This is a genomic window from Scandinavium hiltneri, assembly GCF_024764835.1.
Taxonomy (GTDB): Bacteria; Pseudomonadota; Gammaproteobacteria; order Enterobacterales; family Enterobacteriaceae; genus Scandinavium; species Scandinavium hiltneri.
This window is the reverse complement of the sequence record NZ_JALIGE010000070.1, coordinates 186052-206663: the sequence shown is the minus strand read 5'-3', so window position 1 is coordinate 206663 and position 20612 is coordinate 186052. Positions and strand designations below refer to the sequence as shown.

The following is a 20612-nucleotide window of genomic DNA, read 5'->3' as shown; positions in this document are numbered from 1 at the left end:
CGATTGACCGCAGGTTTACGGTGTAGTAATTTTTTCTTTACAATACCTGTAAAGCAATCAACACAAATGGCCCGCTATGTCACAACATGCAAGACCTCTGAACCGACAGGATTATAAAACGCTGACGCTTGCTGCTCTTGGTGGCGCGCTGGAGTTTTACGATTTCATCATTTTCGTCTTCTTCGCCGCCGTGGTCGGCGAACTCTTCTTCCCTGCCGATATTCCTGAATGGCTGCGCCAGGTACAGACCTTCGGCATTTTTGCCGCGGGCTATCTGGCACGTCCGCTGGGCGGCATCGTCATGGCGCATTTTGGCGATCTGGTTGGGCGTAAGAAAATGTTCACCCTCAGTATTCTTCTGATGGCGGTGCCGACGCTGCTTATCGGCCTGCTGCCGACTTACGCCTCGGTAGGCATTGCCGCGCCGTTGTTACTGTTGCTGATGCGCGTGCTTCAGGGCGCAGCCATTGGCGGGGAGGTGCCGGGCGCCTGGGTTTTCGTTGCTGAACACGTTCCTTCGCAGCGCATCGGCATCGCCTGCGGCACGCTGACCGCCGGGCTGACGGTGGGCATTCTTCTGGGCTCGGTGGTGGCGACGCTGATCAACACCAGCATGACGGCGCAGGTGATTCACGATGGCGGCTGGCGTATTCCGTTCCTGCTCGGCGGAGCGTTTGGCCTGGTGGCGATGTACTTGCGCCGTTGGTTACAGGAGACGCCAATTTTCCTCGAAATGCAGCAGCGTAAGCAGCTGGCGCAAGAGCTGCCGGTGAAATCGGTGGTGATGAAACATCAGAAAGCGGTCATTATTTCGATGCTGCTGACCTGGCTGCTGTCGGCGGGAATTGTGGTGGTGATTCTGATGTCACCGGTGTGGCTGCAAAAGCATTATGGTTTCGCCCCTGCGTTGACGCTACAAGCCAACAGTATTGCCACCATTATGCTGTGCGTGGGCTGCCTTCTGGCGGGTTTATCCGCCGATAAGTATGGGGCCAGCCGGACCTTTATCGTCGGTAGCCTGCTGCTGGCGGCGTCGAGCTGGGCGTTCTATCACCTGGCGGGCACCTCAGCGGAGCATCTGTTTGCGCTGTATGGACTGGTGGGGTTGTGCGTAGGCGTGGTCGGTGCGGTGCCGTATGTGATGGTCCGGGCGTTTCCGCCTGCAGTGCGCTTCACCGGGATTTCTTTCTCATACAACGTGTCCTATGCGGTCTTTGGCGGGCTGACGCCCATTGCGGTCACGCTGCTGATGAGCGTTTCGCCGATGGCTCCGGCCTGGTATGTGCTGGCGCTTTCGCTGGTTGGATTAGGATTAGGGATCTGGCTGCGGCAGACGTACAGCGCAGCTGAAAAGGCGTCGTTGGCGCCGCATTAAAAAAGAAGCCGGGCGATGCCCGGCTTCTTCACAATAAACCTTTAGCACACCAACTTAGTGTTTTTCACCGATTGGCAGCACGGTGCGACCGAACTTTTCATTCAGTACTTCACCCATTGCCAGCCAGATAGCGCTTGCGCCGCATACCAGACCAACGTAACCCGCGATTTTTACGATGCCTTCGTTGTCCGCCAGGTGACCAATAGCCAGCAGAGCAAACAGTACGGTCAGGCTCAGGAACACGAACTGCTGCATGCGTGGACCGTTCAGGGTGCCAAAGAACATGAACAGGGTAAACACGCCCCACAGGCCCAGGTACATTCCCAGGAAGTGCGCATTAGCGGGTTCAGCCAGACCCATTTTCGGCATGATAAGAATGGCGACCAGGGTCAGCCAGAAAGAACCGTAAGAGGTGAATGCAGTCAGACCGAAGGTGTTACCTTTCTTAAACTCCAGCAGGCCTGCGAATATCTGCGCCAGTCCGCCGTAAAAAATGCCCATCGCCAAAATGGCAGTATCAAACTGGAAAAGACCGCTGTTTGCCAGGTTCAGCAGAATGGTGGTCATGCCGAAGCCCATCAGGCCCAGCGGTGCTGGGTTAGCCAACTTAGTGTTAACCATATTTCCTCAAAAACTCATCAATAAAGGGGGGAATCGTCGTAATCCCACGCCGATCCTCTGGCTGCGGGGCGCGGCATAATAATCAGAGCCGTGCCCTGCGTCTATGATCTGAGCAGGGGGAATTTAAATTTTTTTTTGCATCTGCCCTTGATGCCCGATGTTACGACCCCATCTTGTATGCAACCGCAGTGGTGAGCCTGGAAAAAAAAGCATGAAGGCGCTTGAAACGATACGTTTCGCCCTTATTACAGGTTCATAATCACATGTTGATCGAATTTTTAGTGGAGACGTTTAGATGGGTAAAATTATTGGTATCGACCTGGGTACTACCAACTCTTGTGTAGCAATTATGGATGGCAACACCCCGCGTGTGCTGGAAAACGCAGAAGGCGATCGCACCACGCCTTCGATCATTGCTTATACCCAGGATGGTGAAACTCTGGTTGGGCAGCCGGCTAAACGTCAGGCAGTGACTAACCCGCAGAACACTCTGTTCGCGATCAAACGCCTGATTGGCCGTCGTTTCCAGGACGAAGAAGTTCAGCGTGATGAAGCTATCATGCCGTACAAAATCGTTGCTGCTGATAACGGCGATGCATGGCTGGACGTGAAAGGCACCAAAACTGCACCACCGCAGATTTCTGCTGAAGTGCTGAAAAAAATGAAGAAAACCGCTGAAGATTACCTGGGTGAGCCGGTAACTGAAGCTGTTATCACCGTACCTGCATACTTCAACGATGCTCAGCGTCAGGCAACCAAAGATGCCGGCCGTATCGCGGGTCTGGAAGTTAAACGTATCATCAACGAACCAACCGCAGCTGCATTGGCATACGGTCTGGATAAAGAAGTCGGTAACCGCACCATCGCTGTATACGACCTGGGCGGCGGTACTTTCGATATCTCTATCATCGAAATCGACGAAGTTGATGGCGAAAAAACCTTCGAAGTACTGGCTACCAACGGTGATACCCACCTCGGTGGTGAAGACTTCGACAGCCGTCTGATCAACTACCTCGTTGAAGAGTTCAAGAAAGATCAGGGCATTGACCTGCGTAACGACCCGCTGGCGATGCAGCGTCTGAAAGAAGCGGCAGAAAAAGCGAAAATCGAGCTTTCTTCTGCTCAGCAGACCGACGTAAACCTGCCGTACATCACTGCAGATGCGACCGGTCCGAAACACATGAACATCAAAGTGACTCGCGCGAAACTGGAAAGCCTGGTAGAAGACCTGGTTAACCGTTCAATCGAGCCGCTGAAAGTTGCACTGCAGGACGCTGGCCTGTCCGTATCCGACATCCAGGACGTTCTTCTGGTCGGCGGTCAGACCCGTATGCCAATGGTGCAGAAAAAAGTTGCTGAGTTCTTCGGTAAAGAACCGCGTAAAGACGTTAACCCGGACGAAGCAGTTGCCGTTGGTGCTGCGGTTCAGGGCGGCGTGCTGACCGGTGAAGTGAAAGACGTTCTGCTGCTGGACGTTACCCCGCTGTCGCTGGGTATCGAAACCATGGGCGGTGTGATGACTGCGCTCATCAACAAAAACACCACTATCCCAACTAAGCACAGCCAGGTGTTCTCTACCGCTGAAGACAACCAGTCTGCGGTAACCATCCATGTGCTGCAGGGTGAACGTAAACGTGCAGGCGATAACAAATCTCTGGGTCAGTTCAACCTGGATGGTATCAGCCCGGCACAGCGCGGCATGCCGCAGATCGAAGTGACCTTTGATATCGATGCCGATGGTATCCTGCACGTTTCCGCGAAAGATAAAAACAGCGGTAAAGAGCAGAAGATCACCATCAAAGCGTCTTCCGGTCTGAACGAAGAAGAAATCCAGAAAATGGTGCGTGAAGCAGAAGCTAACGCCGAGTCTGACCGTAAGTTCGAAGAGTTGGTTCAGACCCGTAACCAGGGCGACCACCTGCTGCACAGCACGCGTAAGCAGGTTGAAGAAGCCGGCGAACAGCTGCCAGCTGACGACAAAACCGCTATCGAGTCTGCACTGACTGCGCTGGAAGGATCTCTGAAAGGCGAAGACAAAGCGGATATCGAAGCGAAAATGCAGGCGGTTGCCGAAGCTTCTCAGAAGCTGATGGAAATTGCTCAGCAGCAGCACGCACAGCAGCAGGCTGGTGGCGCTGACGCTTCCGCGAACAACGCGAAAGATGACGATGTTGTCGACGCTGAGTTCGAAGAAGTTAAAGATAAAAAATAATCGCCCTGATGCAGGGTAATTAACTGGCACGGGCGTCGGAGTTTACTCCACGCCCGTGCTCGCATGTTAAGGGCAGAAAAACAGAAATGGCGAAGAGAGACTATTACGAGGTTTTAGGCGTTTCCAAAACAGCGGAAGAGCGTGAAATCAAAAAGGCTTACAAACGCCTGGCGATGAAGTTTCACCCGGACCGTAATCAGGGTGACAAAGAAGCCGAAGCCAAATTCAAAGAAATCAAAGAAGCGTATGAGATTCTGACCGACGCGCAGAAGCGTTCGGCGTACGATCAGTACGGTCATGCAGCCTTTGAACAGGGCGGCATGGGCGGCGGTGGATTCGGTGGCGGCGGCTTTGGCGGCGGCGGGGCAGACTTCGGCGACATCTTCGGCGATGTGTTTGGTGATATCTTCGGCGGTAGCCGTGGTCGCCAACGAGCATCCCGTGGTTCAGACCTGCGCTACAACATGGATCTGACGCTGGAAGAAGCCGTTCGCGGCGTGACCAAAGAGATCCGCATTCCGACGCTGGAAGAGTGTGAAGTTTGCCACGGCAGCGGCGCGAAATCCGGTTCCAAACCGCAGACCTGTCCGACCTGTCATGGTCAGGGCCAGGTGCAAATGCGTCAGGGCTTCTTTGCCGTGCAGCAGACCTGTCCGCACTGTCAGGGCCGCGGCACGCTGATTAAAGATCCGTGCAACAGCTGTCACGGTCACGGTCGCGTTGAGAAGACCAAAACCCTGTCGGTTAAAATCCCGGCGGGCGTCGATACCGGTGACCGTATTCGTCTGACAGGCGAAGGCGAAGCGGGTGAGCACGGCGCACCAGCAGGCGATCTGTACGTTCAGGTTCAGGTGAAACAACACCCAATCTTTGAACGCGAAGGTAATAACCTGTACTGCGAAGTGCCTATCAACTTTGCGATGGCGGCGCTCGGCGGTGAAATCGAAGTTCCGACCCTCGACGGTCGTGTGAACCTGAAAGTGCCTGGCGAAACTCAGACCGGCAAGCTGTTCCGCATGCGCGGTAAAGGCGTGAAGTCCGTTCGCGGTGGCGCTCAGGGCGACTTGCTGTGCCGCGTGGTGGTAGAAACCCCGGTCAGCCTGAACGACAAACAGAAGCAGTTGCTTAAAGATCTGCAGGAAAGTTTTGGTGGCCCAACGGGTGAGCAAAACAGCCCGCGTTCCAAAAACTTCTTCGACGGCGTGAAAAAATTCTTTGATGATTTGACTCGCTAATCCTTAGCGCGACGCTGTAAAAACCGGTGCAGGTAGTAACTGCGCCGGTTTTTTTATGCCTGAATGTCAGCGCATGGACGTGTGTATCCCTTGGCGGCCGGGGAAAGTTTGCCGAAATATCCTATCATTGACCTGCCAGGGCTAATCTAAGAGGCCCGGACGCACTGTAAGCCAGCGTAACCGCACCACCTGAAAATAGATCGTAAAAAACGAGCATTTACCCACATATAATCTGCTTTTAACGAGTTATTGGATCGCCTACTATAGTTTCTATTAATGGATAACAACGGTCAGAGTGGAACGATGAAACAGCTAAAAAAATTCTTTAACAGTGAGGCGTCCGGGGGCGTGATCCTGATTATCGCCGCCGCGCTGGCGATGATCCTCGCCAACTCCGGAGCGACCAGCCACCTTTACGAGGCATTTCTTGCCACGCCGGTGCAGCTCAAAGTCGGCGCGCTGGAAATCAACAAGAATATGCTGCTGTGGATTAACGACGCGCTGATGGCGGTGTTCTTCCTGCTCATTGGCCTTGAGGTCAAACGTGAGCTGATTGTCGGCTCGCTGGCCAGCCGTCGACAGGCGATTTTCCCGGTGATTGCGGCTCTGGGTGGCATGGTGGTCCCGGCGCTGGTATACCTTGCTTTTAACTTCCAGGACCCGATTACACGTGAAGGCTGGGCTATTCCGGCTGCGACCGATATCGCCTTTGCACTCGGTGTGCTGGCGCTGCTCGGCAGCCGTGTTCCGGCGTCGCTGAAAATTTTCCTGATGGCGCTGGCGATCATTGATGACTTGGGCGCTATCGTCATTATCGCGCTGTTTTATACCAGCGACCTCTCGCTACTGTCGCTGGGCGTGGCTGCGGCGGCCATTGCGGCGCTGGCAATTCTGAATTTGACGGGCGTACGCCGTACCGGAATTTATATTCTGGTGGGGGTTATCTTGTGGACGGCGGTACTGAAATCAGGTGTGCATGCCACTCTGGCGGGGGTAATTGTCGGTTTCTTCATTCCGCTGAAAGAGCAGAATGGCAAATCCCCGGCGGTGGAGCTTGAGCACGTGCTACATCCGTGGGTCGCGTACCTGATCCTGCCGTTGTTTGCGTTTGCCAACGCCGGTGTTTCGTTGCAGGGCGTGACGATTGAAGGGCTGACCTCGCTGCTGCCGCTGGGCATCATTGCCGGTCTGTTTATTGGTAAGCCGTTGGGTATTAGCCTGTTCTGCTGGCTGGCGCTGAAAATGAAATGGGCGACGCTCCCTGCGGGCACCACCTGGAAGCAAATTATGGCGGTCGGCGTGCTGTGCGGTATCGGCTTCACCATGTCGATATTCATTGCATCGCTGGCCTTCGGGGACGTTGACCCGGCACTGATTAACTGGGCGAAGCTCGGCATTCTGATTGGTTCGGTGCTGTCGGCCGTGGTCGGTTATACCTTACTCAGAATGCGCACATCCTCAGAGCAGGGCCAGACCGCCTGACATCACATCACAAGAGAGCCCTGAGTGGCTCTCTTTTTGACATTCATCAGGGAGCGAAAACATGTCGCACATTAACTACAACCACCTGTACTACTTCTGGCATGTCTACAAAGAAGGCTCAGTGGTGGGCGCAGCGGAAGCGCTGTACCTGACGCCGCAGACCATCACCGGACAGATTAAAGCGCTGGAAGAGCGTCTGCAGGGAAAACTGTTTAAACGTAAGGGCAGGGGACTCGAGCCGAGTGAACTGGGCGAGCTGGTTTTTCGCTACGCCGATAAAATGTTTACTCTGAGCCAGGAGATGCTCGACATCATCAACTACCGCAAAGAGTCGAACCTGTTGTTCGACGTCGGCGTGGCGGATGCGCTGTCGAAACGGCTGGTCAGCGGCGTGCTGGATGCGGCGGTGGTTGAGGATGAGCAAATTCATCTGCGCTGCTATGAGTCGACGCACGAGATGCTGCTGGAGCAGCTCAGTCAGCACAAGCTGGACATGATTATTTCCGATTGCCCGATTGATTCGACGCAGCAGGAAGGGTTGTTCTCGGTGAAAATCGGCGAATGCAGCGTCAGCTTTTGGTGTATGAATCCGCTGCCGGAAAAACCGTTCCCGGCTTGTCTGGAGGAACGTCGGTTGTTGATCCCAGGGCGTCGTTCGATGCTCGGACGCAAGCTACTGAACTGGATTAACACGCAGGGGCTGAAAGTGGAAGTGCTGGGTGAATTTGACGACGCGGCGCTGATGAAAGCCTTTGGTGCTGCACATAATGCGATTTTCGTCGCCCCGACGCTCTACGCGCACGATTTATATGCCGATGACAACATCGTTGAAATCGGGCGAGTGGAAAACGTCATGGAGGAGTATCACGCGATCTTTGCCGAACGCATGATCCAACACCCGGCGGTGCAGCGTATTTGTAATCGTGATTATTCCGCGCTTTTTGCGTTGCCGCGTTAGGCAAAACGCAGATATAAAAAAACCCGCCGAGGCGGGTTTTTCTTCTACAAAGACTCAGCGAGCGGGCGATTAAGCCAGTTTGCTGATCTGCGCAGCCAGGTTGGCTTTATGACGCGCAGCTTTGTTTTTGTGGATCAGACCTTTAGCAGCCTGACGGTCCACGATTGGTTGCATTTCGTTAAATGCTTTCTGTGCAGCAGCTTTATCGCCTGCTTCTACAGCTGCGTATACTTTCTTGATGAAAGTACGCATCATAGAACGACGGCTAGCGTTGTGCTTGCGGGCCTTTTCAGACTGAACGGCACGCTTCTTAGCTGATTTGATATTAGCCAAGGTCCAACTCCCAAATATGATCTATATAGACAATTCAAAGGCCGAGGAATATGCCCTCTTAGCCTTCTTTTGTCAATGGATTTGTGCAAATAAGCGCCGTTAGTAATACAACGCTTGGTTACGTAGTGATGGCGCAGGATTCTACCAGCTTGCGCCCACCGAATACAGCCTTTCTGCGATAAAAATCGCCAGTGGCGCCAGATTTGAGTGGTGTTTACATCAAGGTGGATGAAATCGTTGCATCTTTCGTAAACGAGGTGCAATCGCCGGTTAACGTCGCCTGCTCTACAAGGTATACTTTCACGATTTTCACTGTATTGAGCCAGACATGAAGCTGATACGCGGCATACATAATCAAGGTCAGGCACCGCATGGGTGCGTGTTAACCATTGGCAATTTCGACGGCGTGCACCGTGGGCATCAGGCGCTATTAGAGCGTTTGCGTGCAGAAGGACGCGAGCGTGGCCTGCCAGTTGTGGTGGTGATTTTTGAGCCGCAGCCGCTGGAGCTTTTCGCGACGGATAAAGCCCCGGCGCGTCTGACGCGTTTGCGCGATAAGGTCCGTTATCTGGCCGAAAGCGGCGTGGACTACGTTCTTTGCGTCCGCTTTGACCGCCGTTTCGCGGCCCTGACGGCGCAGGAGTTTATCAGCGAGCTGCTGGTGCAACGCCTTGGCGTACGGTATCTGGCGGTCGGTGATGATTTCCGCTTCGGCGCTGGTCGCGAAGGGGATTTCTTGTTATTACAGAAGGCTGGCGCGGAATTCGGTTTCGACGTCACCAGCACCCAAACGTTTTGTGAAGGCGGCCTGCGCATCAGCAGCACCGCGGTGCGTCAGGCACTGGCTGAGGATGACCTCGAGCTTGCACAAACGCTGCTGGGCCATCCTTTCAGCATTTCTGGGCGCGTGGTTCACGGTGATGAACTCGGGCGTACCATTGGTTTCCCGACGGCGAATATACCGCTGCGTCGTCAGGTTTCCCCGGTTAAAGGGGTGTATGCGGTGGAAGTGGCGGGGCTGGGCGATAAGCTATTACCCGGCGTGGCCAATATCGGCACCCGCCCAACGGTGGCTGGCGTGCGCCAGCAGCTGGAAGTACATCTGTTAGACGTTGTAATGGACCTCTATGGTCGCCATATAGACGTCATACTGCGTAAAAAAATACGCAACGAGCAGCGATTTTCATCGCTGGACGAATTAAAAGCGCAAATCGCGCGTGATGAATTAACGGCTCGCGAGTTGTTCGGGCTATCAAACCCGGCGTAATGCCAACGTAAATATACGGAAACGAGAATCTGATGAGTGACTATAAATCAACCCTGAATTTGCCGGAAACAGGGTTCCCGATGCGTGGCGACCTCGCCAAACGCGAACCGGGAATGCTGGCCCGTTGGACCGATGATGACCTTTACGGCGTCATCCGTGCAGCGAAAAAAGGCAAAAAGACGTTCATTCTGCATGATGGCCCTCCTTATGCGAATGGCAGCATTCATATTGGTCACTCCGTCAACAAGATTCTGAAAGACATTATCGTTAAGTCCAAAGGCCTGACGGGCTTTGACTCGCCGTATGTGCCGGGTTGGGACTGCCACGGCCTGCCAATCGAACTGAAAGTTGAGCAGGAATTCGGTAAGCCAGGTGAGAAATTCACCGCGGCAGAATTCCGCGCGAAATGCCGTGAATATGCGGCCACGCAGGTTAACGGACAGCGTGAAGACTTCATCCGTCTGGGCGTGCTGGGCGACTGGTCTCGTCCGTACCTGACCATGGATTTCAACACCGAAGCCAACATCATCCGTGCGCTGGGCAAAATCATCGGCAACGGCCACCTGCATAAAGGCGCTAAGCCTGTGCACTGGTGCGTAGACTGCCGTTCTGCGCTGGCTGAAGCGGAAGTTGAATACTACGACAAAACCTCTCCGTCGATTGACGTGGCGTTCAACGCCGTCTCCCAGGATGCGGTGAAGGCGAAATTTGGCGTGGCATCCGTGAATGGCCCAATTTCTCTGGTTATCTGGACCACCACGCCATGGACGCTGCCAGCCGACCGCGCCATCTCTCTGTCAGCAGAGTTTGAATATGCGCTGGTGCAGGTAGAAGGCCAGGCAATCATCCTCGCGAAAGACCTGGTTGAAAGCGTACTGAAACGCGCGAACATCACCGAATTCACCGTGCTCGGCACCGTGAAGGGCGGTGAGCTGGAACTGATGCGCTTCAAGCATCCATTCCTCGATTTCGACGTCCCGGCAATCCTCGGCGATCACGTCACACTGGACGCGGGTACCGGTGCGGTACACACTGCCGGTGGCCATGGCCCGGACGACTACACCATCAGCCAGAAATACGGTCTGGAAATCGCCAACCCGGTTGGACCAGATGGCGCGTATGTGGCGGGTACTTACCCGACCCTGGACGGTGTGAACGTTTTCAAAGCTAACGACGTTATCGTCAACATGCTGCGTGAAAGCGGTGCGCTGCTGCACGTTGAGAAACTGGTTCACAGCTATCCGTGCTGCTGGCGTCACAAAACGCCGATCATCTTCCGTGCGACCCCACAGTGGTTCATCAGCATGGATCAGAAAGGCCTGCGTGAGCAGTCGCTGAAAGAGATCAAAGACGTGCAGTGGATCCCGGACTGGGGCCAGGCGCGTATCGAATCAATGGTCGCTAACCGTCCTGACTGGTGTATCTCCCGTCAGCGTACGTGGGGCGTGCCAATGTCCCTGTTCGTGCATAAAGAGACGCAGGAACTGCACCCGCGCACGCTTGAGCTGATGGAAGACGTGGCGAAACGCGTTGAGCAGGACGGCATTCAGGCATGGTGGGATCTTGACCCGCGCGACATCATGGGCGACGACGCTGACACCTACGAGAAAGTGCCAGACACCCTCGACGTGTGGTTCGATTCCGGTTCTACCCACTCGTCCGTGGTTGACGTGCGTCCGGAGTTCTACGGTCACGCGGCGGATATGTATCTGGAAGGTTCTGACCAGCATCGCGGCTGGTTCATGTCTTCCCTGATGATTTCCACGGCGATGAAAGGCAAAGCGCCTTACCGTCAGGTACTGACCCACGGTTTCACCGTTGATGGTCAGGGCCGCAAAATGTCCAAGTCGATCGGAAACACCGTATCGCCGCAGGACGTCATGAACAAACTGGGCGCGGATATCCTGCGTCTGTGGGTGGCTTCCACCGACTACACCGGCGAAATGGCGGTCTCCGATGAGATCCTCAAACGTGCTGCCGACAGCTATCGTCGTATCCGTAACACCGCGCGCTTCCTGCTGGCAAACCTCAACGGTTTCGATCCGGTAAAAGACATGGTGAAACCGGAAGAGATGGTGGTACTGGATCGCTGGGCGGTGGGCTGTGCGCAGGCCGCACAGGAAGACATCCTGAAAGCATATGAGTCTTACGATTTCCACGAAGTGGTGCAGCGCCTGATGCGCTTCTGCTCTATCGAAATGGGTTCGTTCTATCTCGACATCATCAAAGATCGTCAGTACACCGCGAAACCAGACAGCGTTGCACGTCGCAGCTGCCAGACCGCGCTGTATCACATCGCGGAAGCACTGGTTCGTTGGATGGCACCTATCATGTCCTTCACCGCAGATGAAATCTGGGGCTACCTGCCAGGCTCGCGCGAGAAGTACGTCTTCACCGGCGAGTGGTATACCGGCCTGTTTGGCCTGGCGGAAACCGAAGCGATGAACGATGGCTTCTGGGACGAACTGCTGAAAGTGCGCAGCGAAGTGAACAAAGTCATCGAGCAGGCGCGTGCCGATAAGAAAGTGGGCGGTTCTCTGGAAGCGGCGGTCACGCTGTATGCCGAGCCAGAACTGGCGGCGAAATTGACAGCGCTGGGCGATGAATTGCGATTTGTCCTGTTGACCTCCGGGGCTTCCGTTGCGGATTATGCTGCGGCAACTTCCGAAGCGCAGCAGAGCGAGTTGCTGAAAGGCCTGAAAGTGGCGTTGCAGAAAGCCGACGGTGATAAGTGCCCGCGTTGCTGGCATTACACCACCGATGTCGGTCAGGTGGCGGAACACGCAGAGATTTGCGGCCGCTGTGTCAGCAACATCGCCGGTGCCGGCGAAAAACGTAAGTTTGCCTGATGAGTCAATCACTCTGTAAAAGCGGCCTGCGCTGGCTGTGGCTGGTCGTGGTGGTGCTGATTATCGATCTTGGCAGCAAATTCCTGATCCTCCAGCATTTCATGCTGGGGGAAACGGTCTCGCTGTTCCCGTCTCTGAACCTGCACTACGCGCGCAATTATGGCGCGGCGTTTAGCTTCCTCGCCGACAGCGGTGGCTGGCAGCGTTGGTTCTTTGCTGGCATCGCCATCGGGATCTGTGTGATTTTGGCGGTACTGATGTACCGCTCGAAAGCCACCCAGAAGCTGAATAACATCGCCTATGCACTGATTATTGGCGGCGCGCTGGGTAACCTGTTTGACCGGTTGTGGCACGGTTTCGTGGTCGACATGATCGACTTCTACGTCGGCAACTGGCACTTCGCGACCTTCAACCTTGCCGATTCCGCAATTTGTATCGGCGCGGCGTTGGTCGTGCTGGAAGGTTTCTTGCCTAACGCGGCGGCGAAGAAACAGGCATAACCAAAACGCCGGGCGGCGCTAACGCTTGCCCGGCCTACGAAATCCGTAGGCCCGGTCAGCGCAGCGCCACCGGGCCAACATTAGCGAGCAAATCTGCATGTCTAAATCTGTACAGAGCAATAGTGCGGTGCTGGTGCACTTCACGCTGAAACTTGAAGATGGCTCCACGGCGGAATCCACCCGTAACAACGGCAAACCTGCGCTGTTTCGTTTAGGTGATGCCTCGCTGTCAGAAGGGCTGGAGCAACATCTGCTGGGCTTGAAAGAGGGTGATAAGACCACCTTTTCCCTCGAGCCTGACGCGGCCTTTGGCGTGCCGAGCCCGGATCTGGTTCAGTACTTCTCGCGTCGTGAGTTTTTAGATGCAGGCGAGCCAGATATTGGTGCGATCATGCTCTTTACCGCAATGGATGGCAGCGAAATGCCCGGGGTTATTCGTGAAGTTAACGGCGACTCGGTAACCGTCGATTTCAACCACCCGCTGGCGGGGCGTACCGTTCATTTTGATATTGAAGTGCTGGAGATAGACCCGGCACTGGAGGCATAAAATGCAGATCCTGTTGGCCAACCCGCGCGGTTTCTGCGCCGGTGTAGACCGCGCTATCAGCATTGTTGAAAACGCGCTGGAGATCTTCGGCGCGCCGATTTACGTCCGCCATGAAGTGGTGCACAACCGCTACGTGGTCGACAGCCTGCGTCAGCGCGGCGCTATCTTCATCGAGCAAATCAGCGAAGTGCCGGACGGCACGATCCTGATTTTCTCCGCGCACGGCGTTTCTCAGGCGGTACGCAATGAAGCCAAAAGCCGTGACCTGACGGTCTTTGACGCTACCTGTCCGCTGGTGACCAAAGTACACATGGAAGTCGCCCGCGCCAGCCGTCGTGGCGAAGAGTCGATTCTGATTGGTCACGCCGGTCACCCGGAAGTTGAAGGCACCATGGGTCAGTACAGCAATCCGGCCGGAGGCATGTATCTGGTCGAATCGCCGGAAGACGTCTGGACGCTGAACGTTAAGAACGAAGCCCGTCTGTCATTCATGACCCAGACCACGCTCTCCGTAGACGATACGTCAGACGTGATTGATGCCCTGCGCCAACGTTTCCCGAAAATCGTCGGGCCGCGTAAGGACGACATTTGCTACGCGACAACCAACCGTCAGGAAGCTGTGCGTGACCTCGCACAGCGTGCGGACGTGGTGCTGGTGGTGGGTTCGAAAAACTCCTCCAACTCCAATCGCCTGGCTGAGCTTGCTCAACGTATGGGCAAAGCGGCATTCCTGATTGATGATTCCACCGATATCCAGGAAGAGTGGGTGAAAACCGCGGGTTGCGTCGGCGTCACCGCCGGAGCCTCAGCGCCGGACATTCTGGTGCAGAATGTGATTTCACGCCTGCAGGAACTCGGCGGCGGCGATGCCATCCCGCTTGAAGGCCGCGAAGAAAACATCGTCTTCGAAGTGCCGAAAGAGCTTCGACTCGACATCCGCGAAGTGGAGTAAGCTTTTTTCTACGTCGATATACTCTACATAATTCGAGTTGAAGCTAACGGACATGCAGCTTGAAGTATGACGAGTATAAAAATGCCAGGCTAACACCTGGCTTTTTTATGGAGGAATCATGCCCTTATCTTTTATTCTCGACACCGACCCTGGCATCGACGACGCTGCCGCCATTGCCGCCGCGCTGTTTGCCCCTGAACTCAAACTCCAGCTGATAACCACCGTCGCCGGGAATGTCTCCGTAGAGAAAACAACACGTAATGCTCTGCAATTGCTGCATTTTTGGCAGGCTGATGTGCCGGTCGCCCAGGGCGCAGCCACGCCGTTATTACGCCCGCTGCGCGATGCCGCCTATGTGCATGGCGAATCCGGAATGGAAGGCTACGACTTTGTCGATCACCAGCGTCAGCCGCTGGCGAAACCCGCTTTCATTGCTATCCGTGATGCGCTGATGAGCGCCCCGGAGCCGTTGACGCTGGTGGCGATTGGCCCGCTGACCAACATTGCCCTTCTGCTGACGCACTATCCGGAATGTAAGTTCAATATCCGCCGGTTGGTGATTATGGGCGGTTCGGCCGGACGCGGTAACTTCACGCCGAATGCAGAATTCAATATTGCCATCGACCCGGAAGCCGCTGAGCGCGTGTTCCAGAGCGGGATTGAGATTGTGATGTGCGGCCTGGATGTCACCAATCAGGCATTGTTAACCCCGGAATATCTGGCGACGCTGCCTGAAGTGAACCAGACCGGGAAAATGCTGTATTCGCTGTTCAGTCACTATCGCAGCGGCAGCATGGGTAGCGGCCTGCGGATGCATGACCTCTGCGCCATCGCCTGGCTGGTACGCCCGGCGTTATTCACCCTCAAGCCATGTTTTGTGACGGTCGAAACCCAGGGGACCTGGACTGCCGGCACCACGGTGGTCGATATCGAAGGCCGGTTAGGACAACCTGCGAACGCGCAGGTAGCACTGGACCTGGACGTCGACGGTTTCCGTCAGTGGGTGGCAGAAGTGATCGCGCTGGCACCGTAAGCGCAGCTACATCTTCTCGCTGAGATAATCAATCATCGCCCGCATTCTGGCGGGCATGTGTTTATTGCCCGACCACAGCAGCCAAAGCTGGCCGGAATAGCGGCTGATAAATTCCCATTCAGGCAGTACCTGCACAATCTCCCCGTTTTCCAGCGCTTCTCGGGCGGTAAACAGCGGCAGGCTGCCAATTCCCAGATGCTGTTTGACGGCATCCAGACGCACCGCGGTATGGTTGGCGGCATAGCGGCCCTGAGTCTGAATGGTCTCTGTTTTTCCCTCGCGCCGAAATTTCCAGCGGGCGTCTGCAGGCATCTCGCCGAGACTAATACAGCTATGCGCGGCCAGTTCCTGAGGTGTTTTGGGCGTGCCGTGGTGCTGTAACCAGGTGGGTGTTGCACAGATGATATGCGTGACCGGCATCAGCGGCTTACCGTGCAGCCCGGGAGACGGGGAATCGGTAATGCGCAGCGCCAGATCGATCCCGTCATCAATGAAATCCAGATATCTGTCCTCCAGCCGCAGACAAACGTCCACCTGTGGATAGCGCGTCAAAAATTCCATCATCAGAGGATGGATCACAAACCGCCCGACGGCTTTCGGCACGCTGAGCGTCAGTTTTCCCTGCGCGATGGCCTGCTCACGGTTGGCGCTGTCCATTGCCTGGCGCGCGGCCTCCAGCATCTGCTGCGCATGTTGATAAACCGTCTTTCCGCTGTCGCTCAGACGCAGTTTTCGCGTTGTCCGGTGCAGCAATTTGCTGCCAATTTCGTGTTCCAGTCGCGAAACGCTGCGACTAATGGCTGAAGGCGTCGCCCCGGATTTTCGGGCTACGGCGGAGAAACTGCCCTGGTCGACAACCTGGACGAACAGCGCGAGATCGGGAAGTAAGCTCAGATTCATTTGTGCCTGCTGCGCAAAGGTGCATTGAGAATGAATGGAATTATCGTCACGGATGATATCAATATACTGTCCACAACCAGAGGAGAATAACCATGACAGAACGCCTTTATTACACCAGCGACGCCACCGAAGGGCGGGCACAAATACTGCGTTGTGAACCCGACGCGGAAGGGCGCTACGCCGTGGAGCTTGACCGAACGTTGTTTCATCCACAGGGGGGCGGCCAGCTCGCAGACAGCGGCTGGATTGCGGGCGTGGCGGTCGAAAGCGTAATGACGCGCGGCGACCACGTTGTACATTTATTGTCGCAGCCGCTGTTGCCTGGCGAGGTGTCGATTGAGGTGGATGCGGCGGCGCGGTTACTGCATTCCCGGCTGCATTCTGCCGGACATATGATTGGTCAGGCAGGCGAACAACTTGGCTGGCAGCCGATCAAAGCGCATCACTGGCCGGGAGAAGGGCGGATTACGTTTGTGGCCAGAGAGAATTCCGCGCTACCGGAAGCCAGCACATTACAGGCAAAAATTGACGGCTGGGTATCAGAGAATCTGCCACGGCGCCTTTCCATTGAAGAGGGCTTACGCCAGGTCGGATTCGGCGAACTGCCTGCATATCCGTGCGGCGGCACTCACGTTGCCAGCCTGTCAGCGCTCGGTGAAGTGGTAATAACCCAACTGAAGCTCAAAAAAGGTCAGATGGTGGTCAGCTATACCCTGGCGTGATCCTGCGGCAAAGTGAGCCATCTCACAGTCGGTTAATCGATTAATCTGCTAATCTTATTCCGTTGTTCTCCTCGGGCCGGAGAAACTGATGAATCCTTCAATAACGATGCCGCCGCAGGTGGCATGGGCTAGTGGTGCCCTTTCTGGCGCGCCGCTCATCCAAAAAACGACTCACCTCGGTGATTTAAATAACGTCTTTGCCGACGATGACGCATGGCGTTGCTGTGACCCTACGCTCGCCGTCTATCGTGTTGACATGTTTGATACCCCCTCGGGGGAGGGCGAGCTGTATACCGGCGTGACCCATCTCAACCCAGGCCGCGTCGGCAATGAGTTCTTCATGACCCGGGGTCATTTCCATGCCCGCCGCGAGCAGGGCGAAATCTATTTTGGCCTGCGTGGCGAAGGGCTGCTGCTGCTGCAGGACGCGCAAGGACAAACCCGGCTGGAGCCGGTCAGGCCAGGTTCCGTGCATCACATCGCCGGTTTCACGGCGCATCGACTGATCAATATCGGCAGCGATATGCTTTCGGCGCTGGCCGTATGGCCCAGCGTCGCCGGGCATGATTACACCGCACTGAGCGGCGGTTTTGCTCTGCGGGTAACGGCTGACACGCTGAAGCTGATGGCGAAAGAGGTGCAGAATGGCTGACCGCGCGGTACGTTTTGGCCTGGATATGACTATCCAGCGCCAGCCGATGGGTTTTACCTACGGCGACGATGTCACTGGGCCGATGCCGGAGATCCGAACCCTGGCGCAAATTCAGCCTTCGCTGCGGGATCCGACGTGCGCCGGGCCGGAAGAAGTGTATGCGATAGCCATGGATGTCGCCCGACTTCAGGATCGTGAAGAGCTGAAAAAGCGCATGCTGCTGTTTGGCGTTGTTACCTATGCGGCCGGAAAACTAGGGGAGGAACCTGTTCGCAGCCAGGGGCATATTCATCGCATCAGCCAGCACAGCGGCTGGTCGCCGCCGGAGCTGTATGAAATCTGGCAGGGCAAAGCGATTATTTATATGCAGGAGTTTGTGGCTGACGATCCGGGACGCTGCTTTGCGGTGATTGCCGGGCCTGGCGAAAAAGTGCTGGTGCCGCCGGGCTGGGGGCATGCCACCATCTCCGCCGATCCGGATCAGCCGCTGACTTTTGGTGCCTGGTGTGACAGGGAATATGGCTTTGAATATGATGCGGTGCGGGCGCATAAGGGGCTGGCATGGTATCCGTTGTTACAGGATAAACAGATTATCTGGCAGCATAATTCTCGCTATGCGCCCGCCCGCTTGCAGGTGATCCCGCCGCGCGCATATCGGGAATTTGGTCTTACCGACGCCCCGATTTATCAGCAGTTTATCGACGATCCCGCACGCTTCCAGTTCATCTCACGTCCGGACAAAACCGCCACGCTGTGGCAGAACTTTCATCCATGACAATATCCCGGTGGCGCTACGCTTACCGGGCCTATCGAGTAATCCAGGCCCGGCAAACACAGTGTTGCCGGGCGTTTTAGGCAAACACCCCTGTCGCAACACCGACCGCCGCCAGCACCAGCAGCAGGAGCATCGCTTTGACCGGTGATACGCCGCGCTTGGCCATCAGATACCAGGTGCCGAGTACCACAATCAGCGGCAGCAGCTGCGGGAAAATCCCGTCCAGCATCTGTTGCAGATGAATGTTCACCCCGTCTTTGGTCACGAACTCCAGACCTGAACCGAGCTTAACGTAGCTGGCCGCCACGCCGCCCATCACAAACACCCCGAGCAGTGACAGCGCTTCACGCAGGCGGGTCGATTTGCTGCTGACCAGCATTTCAACCGAACCGGAGCCCATCTGGTAGCCCTTCAAAAACAGGAACCACGATCCGGGCACAATGATCGCCAGCCACGCGACGGTGTAAAACAGCGGGCCAAGAATATTGCCGCCTGCCGCCAGTGCCATCCCGATACTCAACAGAATCGGGATCAGCATACCTGGGATCATCGAATCGCCGATCCCGGCGATCGGCCCCATCAGCCCGACTTTCAGGGTGTTAATGGTTTCCCCATCGATCGGCTCACCGTTCGCTTTTTTCTCCTCCAGGCCCAGCGCCATGCCGTTAACGATCGCGCCAATCTGCGGTTCCGTATTGTAGAACGAAGCGTGGCGACGCAGCATTTCGGTGCGCTGTGCGGCATTCGGGTAAAGCTTTTTCGCCACCGGCAGCATGCTCAGGCAGAAACCGAACGATTCCAGACGCTCGAAGCTCATTGAAGACAGATTATGCATCATCCACGCGCGCCAGCAGCGGCGCAGATCGGTGCGGGTCAGTTTACGTTCTTCCATCAGAATTCATCCTCATCATCGACAGTCGACTTCGCGGCGGCAGTCTGCGGCGCTTCTGGCTTGTAGTTGTAGTGGATAAGCGCCAGCAGCGCGCCAACAATCACCAGGGCCACCATGTTCAGTTTCAGGAACACAATGCAGATAAAGCCGACGAGGAAATAGATAATCATGGTGTAGTTTTTAATGATTTGTTTCAGCAGGATAGCGATACCGACCGCCGGTAAAATGCCACCCAGTACGCTCATGGTGGAAATCACAATCGCCGGCAGGCTGTCCATAAAACCGCTGATGTACTGCGCACCGAAGTAAACGGCAATAAACGTTGGCACGAAGCGCAGCACAAAGTTTGTGGCCTGGGGCCAGATGGCGCTGTTGAGATAAATGCCGCGCTCGTCGCCGCGCTCAAGGGCGGAATCGGCGCGGTGGTTCCAGAAGGAGTTGAGAACCATCATCGTGTTGAACAAAATGGTGCCCGCGATACCGATAGTGGCGGCCAGAGCTACGGCGACTTCCGGACCTTTGCCGGAGAGGATCCCCAACGCGATAGCGGGATACGCGACAAAGTTCAGATCCGCAGGCATCGAACCGCCCGGCGTGACCATCGCGATATACACCGCCTGCACCGCGACGCCTATCATTATTCCGGTTTTCACATCACCGAGGATCAGACCGACCAACATCCCGGAGACTAAAGGGCGGGACAGGAGATACCAGCCGCCGGTCAGGCCAAACAGCCAGGGGCTGCTGAGCGCGCCGAGGTAACAGAGCAGGCCAATCAGTGTGGCTTCGAATACCATTTTTCAGCTCCTTATTTCAGTTTCTGACGCGCGTCCTGCCAGCTGTAACAGCTGGCATCGGGCACCAGGCGAAACTCGACGTGATGGCCCTGAGCGCAGAGCCACTCAAACGCGGCAGCTTCCTCGGCGGTCACCGACTGATTCGGACCGATGGTGGTGGTATTGGCGCGTGCGCTCATCGGCCCGACGTTGATTTTTCCATTGCTGTTTTTCAGGCTGATCCCGGCCTGCTCAATGCGTTGCAGCGTGAGCGGAGATTTGCCAATCACGAAATAGCGCTTCTCGCTGGCAATGACTTTGGGCAGCTTTTCAATGGCGGTGGCGGTATCAAACAGCCAGACTTTGGTGTCAGACACCGCGCCTTTCATTACCGACGAGAGCAGCGGGTCGGCCGCAACGGCATCGTCAATTGCTACGATACCGTCACAGGGCAGCTCTTTGGCCCAGCGTGTGACGAGCTGCCCATGAATGACGCGGTCATCAATACGTACGAAAGAAAGACTCATAGAA

20 protein-coding genes and 1 pseudogene are annotated in these 20612 nt (G+C 55.8%); 15 read left to right on the top strand and 6 right to left on the bottom strand.

What is annotated here, in order from left to right; all coding sequences use genetic code 11:
• Positions 1-76: 76 nt before the first annotated feature.
• Positions 77-1375 (top strand): MFS transporter, encoded by a 1299-nt coding sequence (locus MUU47_RS06795; protein ID WP_258987430.1) that lies wholly within the window; start codon positions 77-79, stop codon positions 1373-1375.
• 54 nt (positions 1376-1429) lie between these two features.
• Here the strand turns inward: MUU47_RS06795 and satP are convergent, their stop codons facing one another.
• Complete coding sequence (gene satP, locus MUU47_RS06790; protein ID WP_110510703.1) at positions 1430-1996, bottom strand: acetate uptake transporter; 567 nt, start codon at positions 1994-1996, stop codon at positions 1430-1432.
• 295 nt (positions 1997-2291) lie between these two features.
• Between satP and dnaK the strand changes: the two genes are divergently transcribed.
• The 4 genes from dnaK (at position 2292) to nhaR (ending at position 7883) form a co-directional block, all read left to right on the top strand.
• The gene (gene dnaK, locus MUU47_RS06785) at positions 2292-4208 is read left to right on the top strand and encodes a molecular chaperone DnaK (protein ID WP_258987429.1); all 1917 of its coding nucleotides are present in this window, start codon (positions 2292-2294) and stop codon (positions 4206-4208) included.
• 86 nt (positions 4209-4294) lie between these two features.
• Positions 4295-5443 carry a molecular chaperone DnaJ gene (gene dnaJ, locus MUU47_RS06780; RefSeq protein WP_258987428.1) on the top strand — a complete coding sequence of 383 codons (1149 nt, stop codon included), beginning with the start codon at positions 4295-4297 and terminating at the stop codon, positions 5441-5443.
• 303 nt (positions 5444-5746) lie between these two features.
• A complete protein-coding gene (gene nhaA, locus MUU47_RS06775) occupies positions 5747-6925 on the top strand; it encodes a Na+/H+ antiporter NhaA (RefSeq protein ID WP_258987427.1) in 1179 nt (392 codons plus the stop codon).
• Between the two features lie 61 nt (positions 6926-6986).
• Positions 6987-7883 carry a transcriptional activator NhaR gene (gene nhaR, locus MUU47_RS06770; RefSeq protein WP_258987425.1) on the top strand — a complete coding sequence of 299 codons (897 nt, stop codon included), beginning with the start codon at positions 6987-6989 and terminating at the stop codon, positions 7881-7883.
• A gap of 69 nt (positions 7884-7952) precedes the next feature.
• Here the strand turns inward: nhaR and rpsT are convergent, their stop codons facing one another.
• Positions 7953-8216: a 30S ribosomal protein S20 gene (gene rpsT, locus MUU47_RS06765; protein ID WP_110510708.1), complete on the bottom strand. Its 264-nt coding sequence runs from the start codon at positions 8214-8216 to the stop codon at positions 7953-7955.
• A gap of 118 nt (positions 8217-8334) precedes the next feature.
• On the opposite strand from rpsT, the pseudogene MUU47_RS06760 reads away from it, so the two are divergent.
• The 7 genes and pseudogenes from MUU47_RS06760 to rihC all read left to right on the top strand — a co-directional run.
• A pseudogene (locus MUU47_RS06760) lies at positions 8335-8537 on the top strand (DUF2575 domain-containing protein); the annotation flags it as partial.
• 7 nt (positions 8538-8544) lie between these two features.
• Positions 8545-9483 carry a bifunctional riboflavin kinase/FAD synthetase gene (gene ribF / locus MUU47_RS06755; RefSeq protein ID WP_258987424.1) on the top strand — a complete coding sequence of 313 codons (939 nt, stop codon included), beginning with the start codon at positions 8545-8547 and terminating at the stop codon, positions 9481-9483.
• A 32-nt stretch (positions 9484-9515) separates the two neighbouring features.
• Positions 9516-12332 (top strand): isoleucine--tRNA ligase, encoded by a 2817-nt coding sequence (gene ileS / locus MUU47_RS06750; protein WP_258987423.1) that lies wholly within the window; start codon positions 9516-9518, stop codon positions 12330-12332.
• Positions 12332-12832, top strand: coding sequence for a signal peptidase II (lspA, locus tag MUU47_RS06745; protein ID WP_159771278.1), 501 nt, complete (start codon positions 12332-12334; stop codon positions 12830-12832). Before ileS ends, lspA begins: the two co-directional genes overlap by 1 nt.
• Positions 12833-12929: 97 nt before the next feature.
• Positions 12930-13379: an FKBP-type peptidyl-prolyl cis-trans isomerase gene (gene fkpB / locus MUU47_RS06740; protein ID WP_258987422.1), complete on the top strand. Its 450-nt coding sequence runs from the start codon at positions 12930-12932 to the stop codon at positions 13377-13379.
• Position 13380: 1 nt separating this feature from the next.
• Positions 13381-14331 (top strand): 4-hydroxy-3-methylbut-2-enyl diphosphate reductase, encoded by a 951-nt coding sequence (gene ispH, locus MUU47_RS06735; RefSeq protein WP_125354628.1) that lies wholly within the window; start codon positions 13381-13383, stop codon positions 14329-14331.
• Between the two features lie 118 nt (positions 14332-14449).
• Positions 14450-15364 (top strand): ribonucleoside hydrolase RihC, encoded by a 915-nt coding sequence (gene rihC, locus MUU47_RS06730; protein ID WP_258987421.1) that lies wholly within the window; start codon positions 14450-14452, stop codon positions 15362-15364.
• A gap of 6 nt (positions 15365-15370) precedes the next feature.
• On the opposite strand, the gene MUU47_RS06725 is transcribed toward rihC, so the two are convergent.
• Complete coding sequence (locus MUU47_RS06725; protein WP_258987420.1) at positions 15371-16264, bottom strand: LysR family transcriptional regulator; 894 nt, start codon at positions 16262-16264, stop codon at positions 15371-15373.
• 92 nt (positions 16265-16356) lie between these two features.
• Here MUU47_RS06725 and MUU47_RS06720 point away from each other — a divergent pair, with 92 nt between their 5' ends.
• From MUU47_RS06720 to MUU47_RS06710, 3 genes are all read left to right on the top strand, one after another.
• A complete protein-coding gene (locus tag MUU47_RS06720; RefSeq protein WP_258987419.1) occupies positions 16357-16986 on the top strand; it encodes an alanyl-tRNA editing protein in 630 nt (209 codons plus the stop codon).
• Between the two features lie 88 nt (positions 16987-17074).
• Positions 17075-17638, top strand: a complete 564-nt coding sequence (locus MUU47_RS06715; protein ID WP_258987418.1) for a glucose-6-phosphate isomerase family protein — start codon at positions 17075-17077, stop codon at positions 17636-17638.
• Entirely contained in the window at positions 17631-18413 is a 783-nt protein-coding gene (locus MUU47_RS06710; protein WP_258987417.1) for a glucose-6-phosphate isomerase family protein, read from the top strand. Before MUU47_RS06715 ends, MUU47_RS06710 begins: the two co-directional genes overlap by 8 nt.
• A gap of 76 nt (positions 18414-18489) precedes the next feature.
• On the opposite strand, the gene MUU47_RS06705 is transcribed toward MUU47_RS06710, so the two are convergent.
• The 3 genes from MUU47_RS06705 to MUU47_RS06695 are packed head-to-tail and all read right to left on the bottom strand — an operon-like array spanning position 18490 to position 20608.
• Complete coding sequence (locus MUU47_RS06705) at positions 18490-19305, bottom strand: PTS system mannose/fructose/sorbose family transporter subunit IID (RefSeq protein WP_258987416.1); 816 nt, start codon at positions 19303-19305, stop codon at positions 18490-18492.
• Positions 19305-20102: a PTS mannose/fructose/sorbose/N-acetylgalactosamine transporter subunit IIC gene (locus MUU47_RS06700; RefSeq protein ID WP_258987415.1), complete on the bottom strand. Its 798-nt coding sequence runs from the start codon at positions 20100-20102 to the stop codon at positions 19305-19307. Before MUU47_RS06700 ends, MUU47_RS06705 begins: the two co-directional genes overlap by 1 nt.
• An 11-nt stretch (positions 20103-20113) precedes the next feature.
• Entirely contained in the window at positions 20114-20608 is a 495-nt protein-coding gene (locus tag MUU47_RS06695; RefSeq protein WP_258987414.1) for a PTS sugar transporter subunit IIB, read from the bottom strand.
• Positions 20609-20612: the final 4 nt, after the last annotated feature.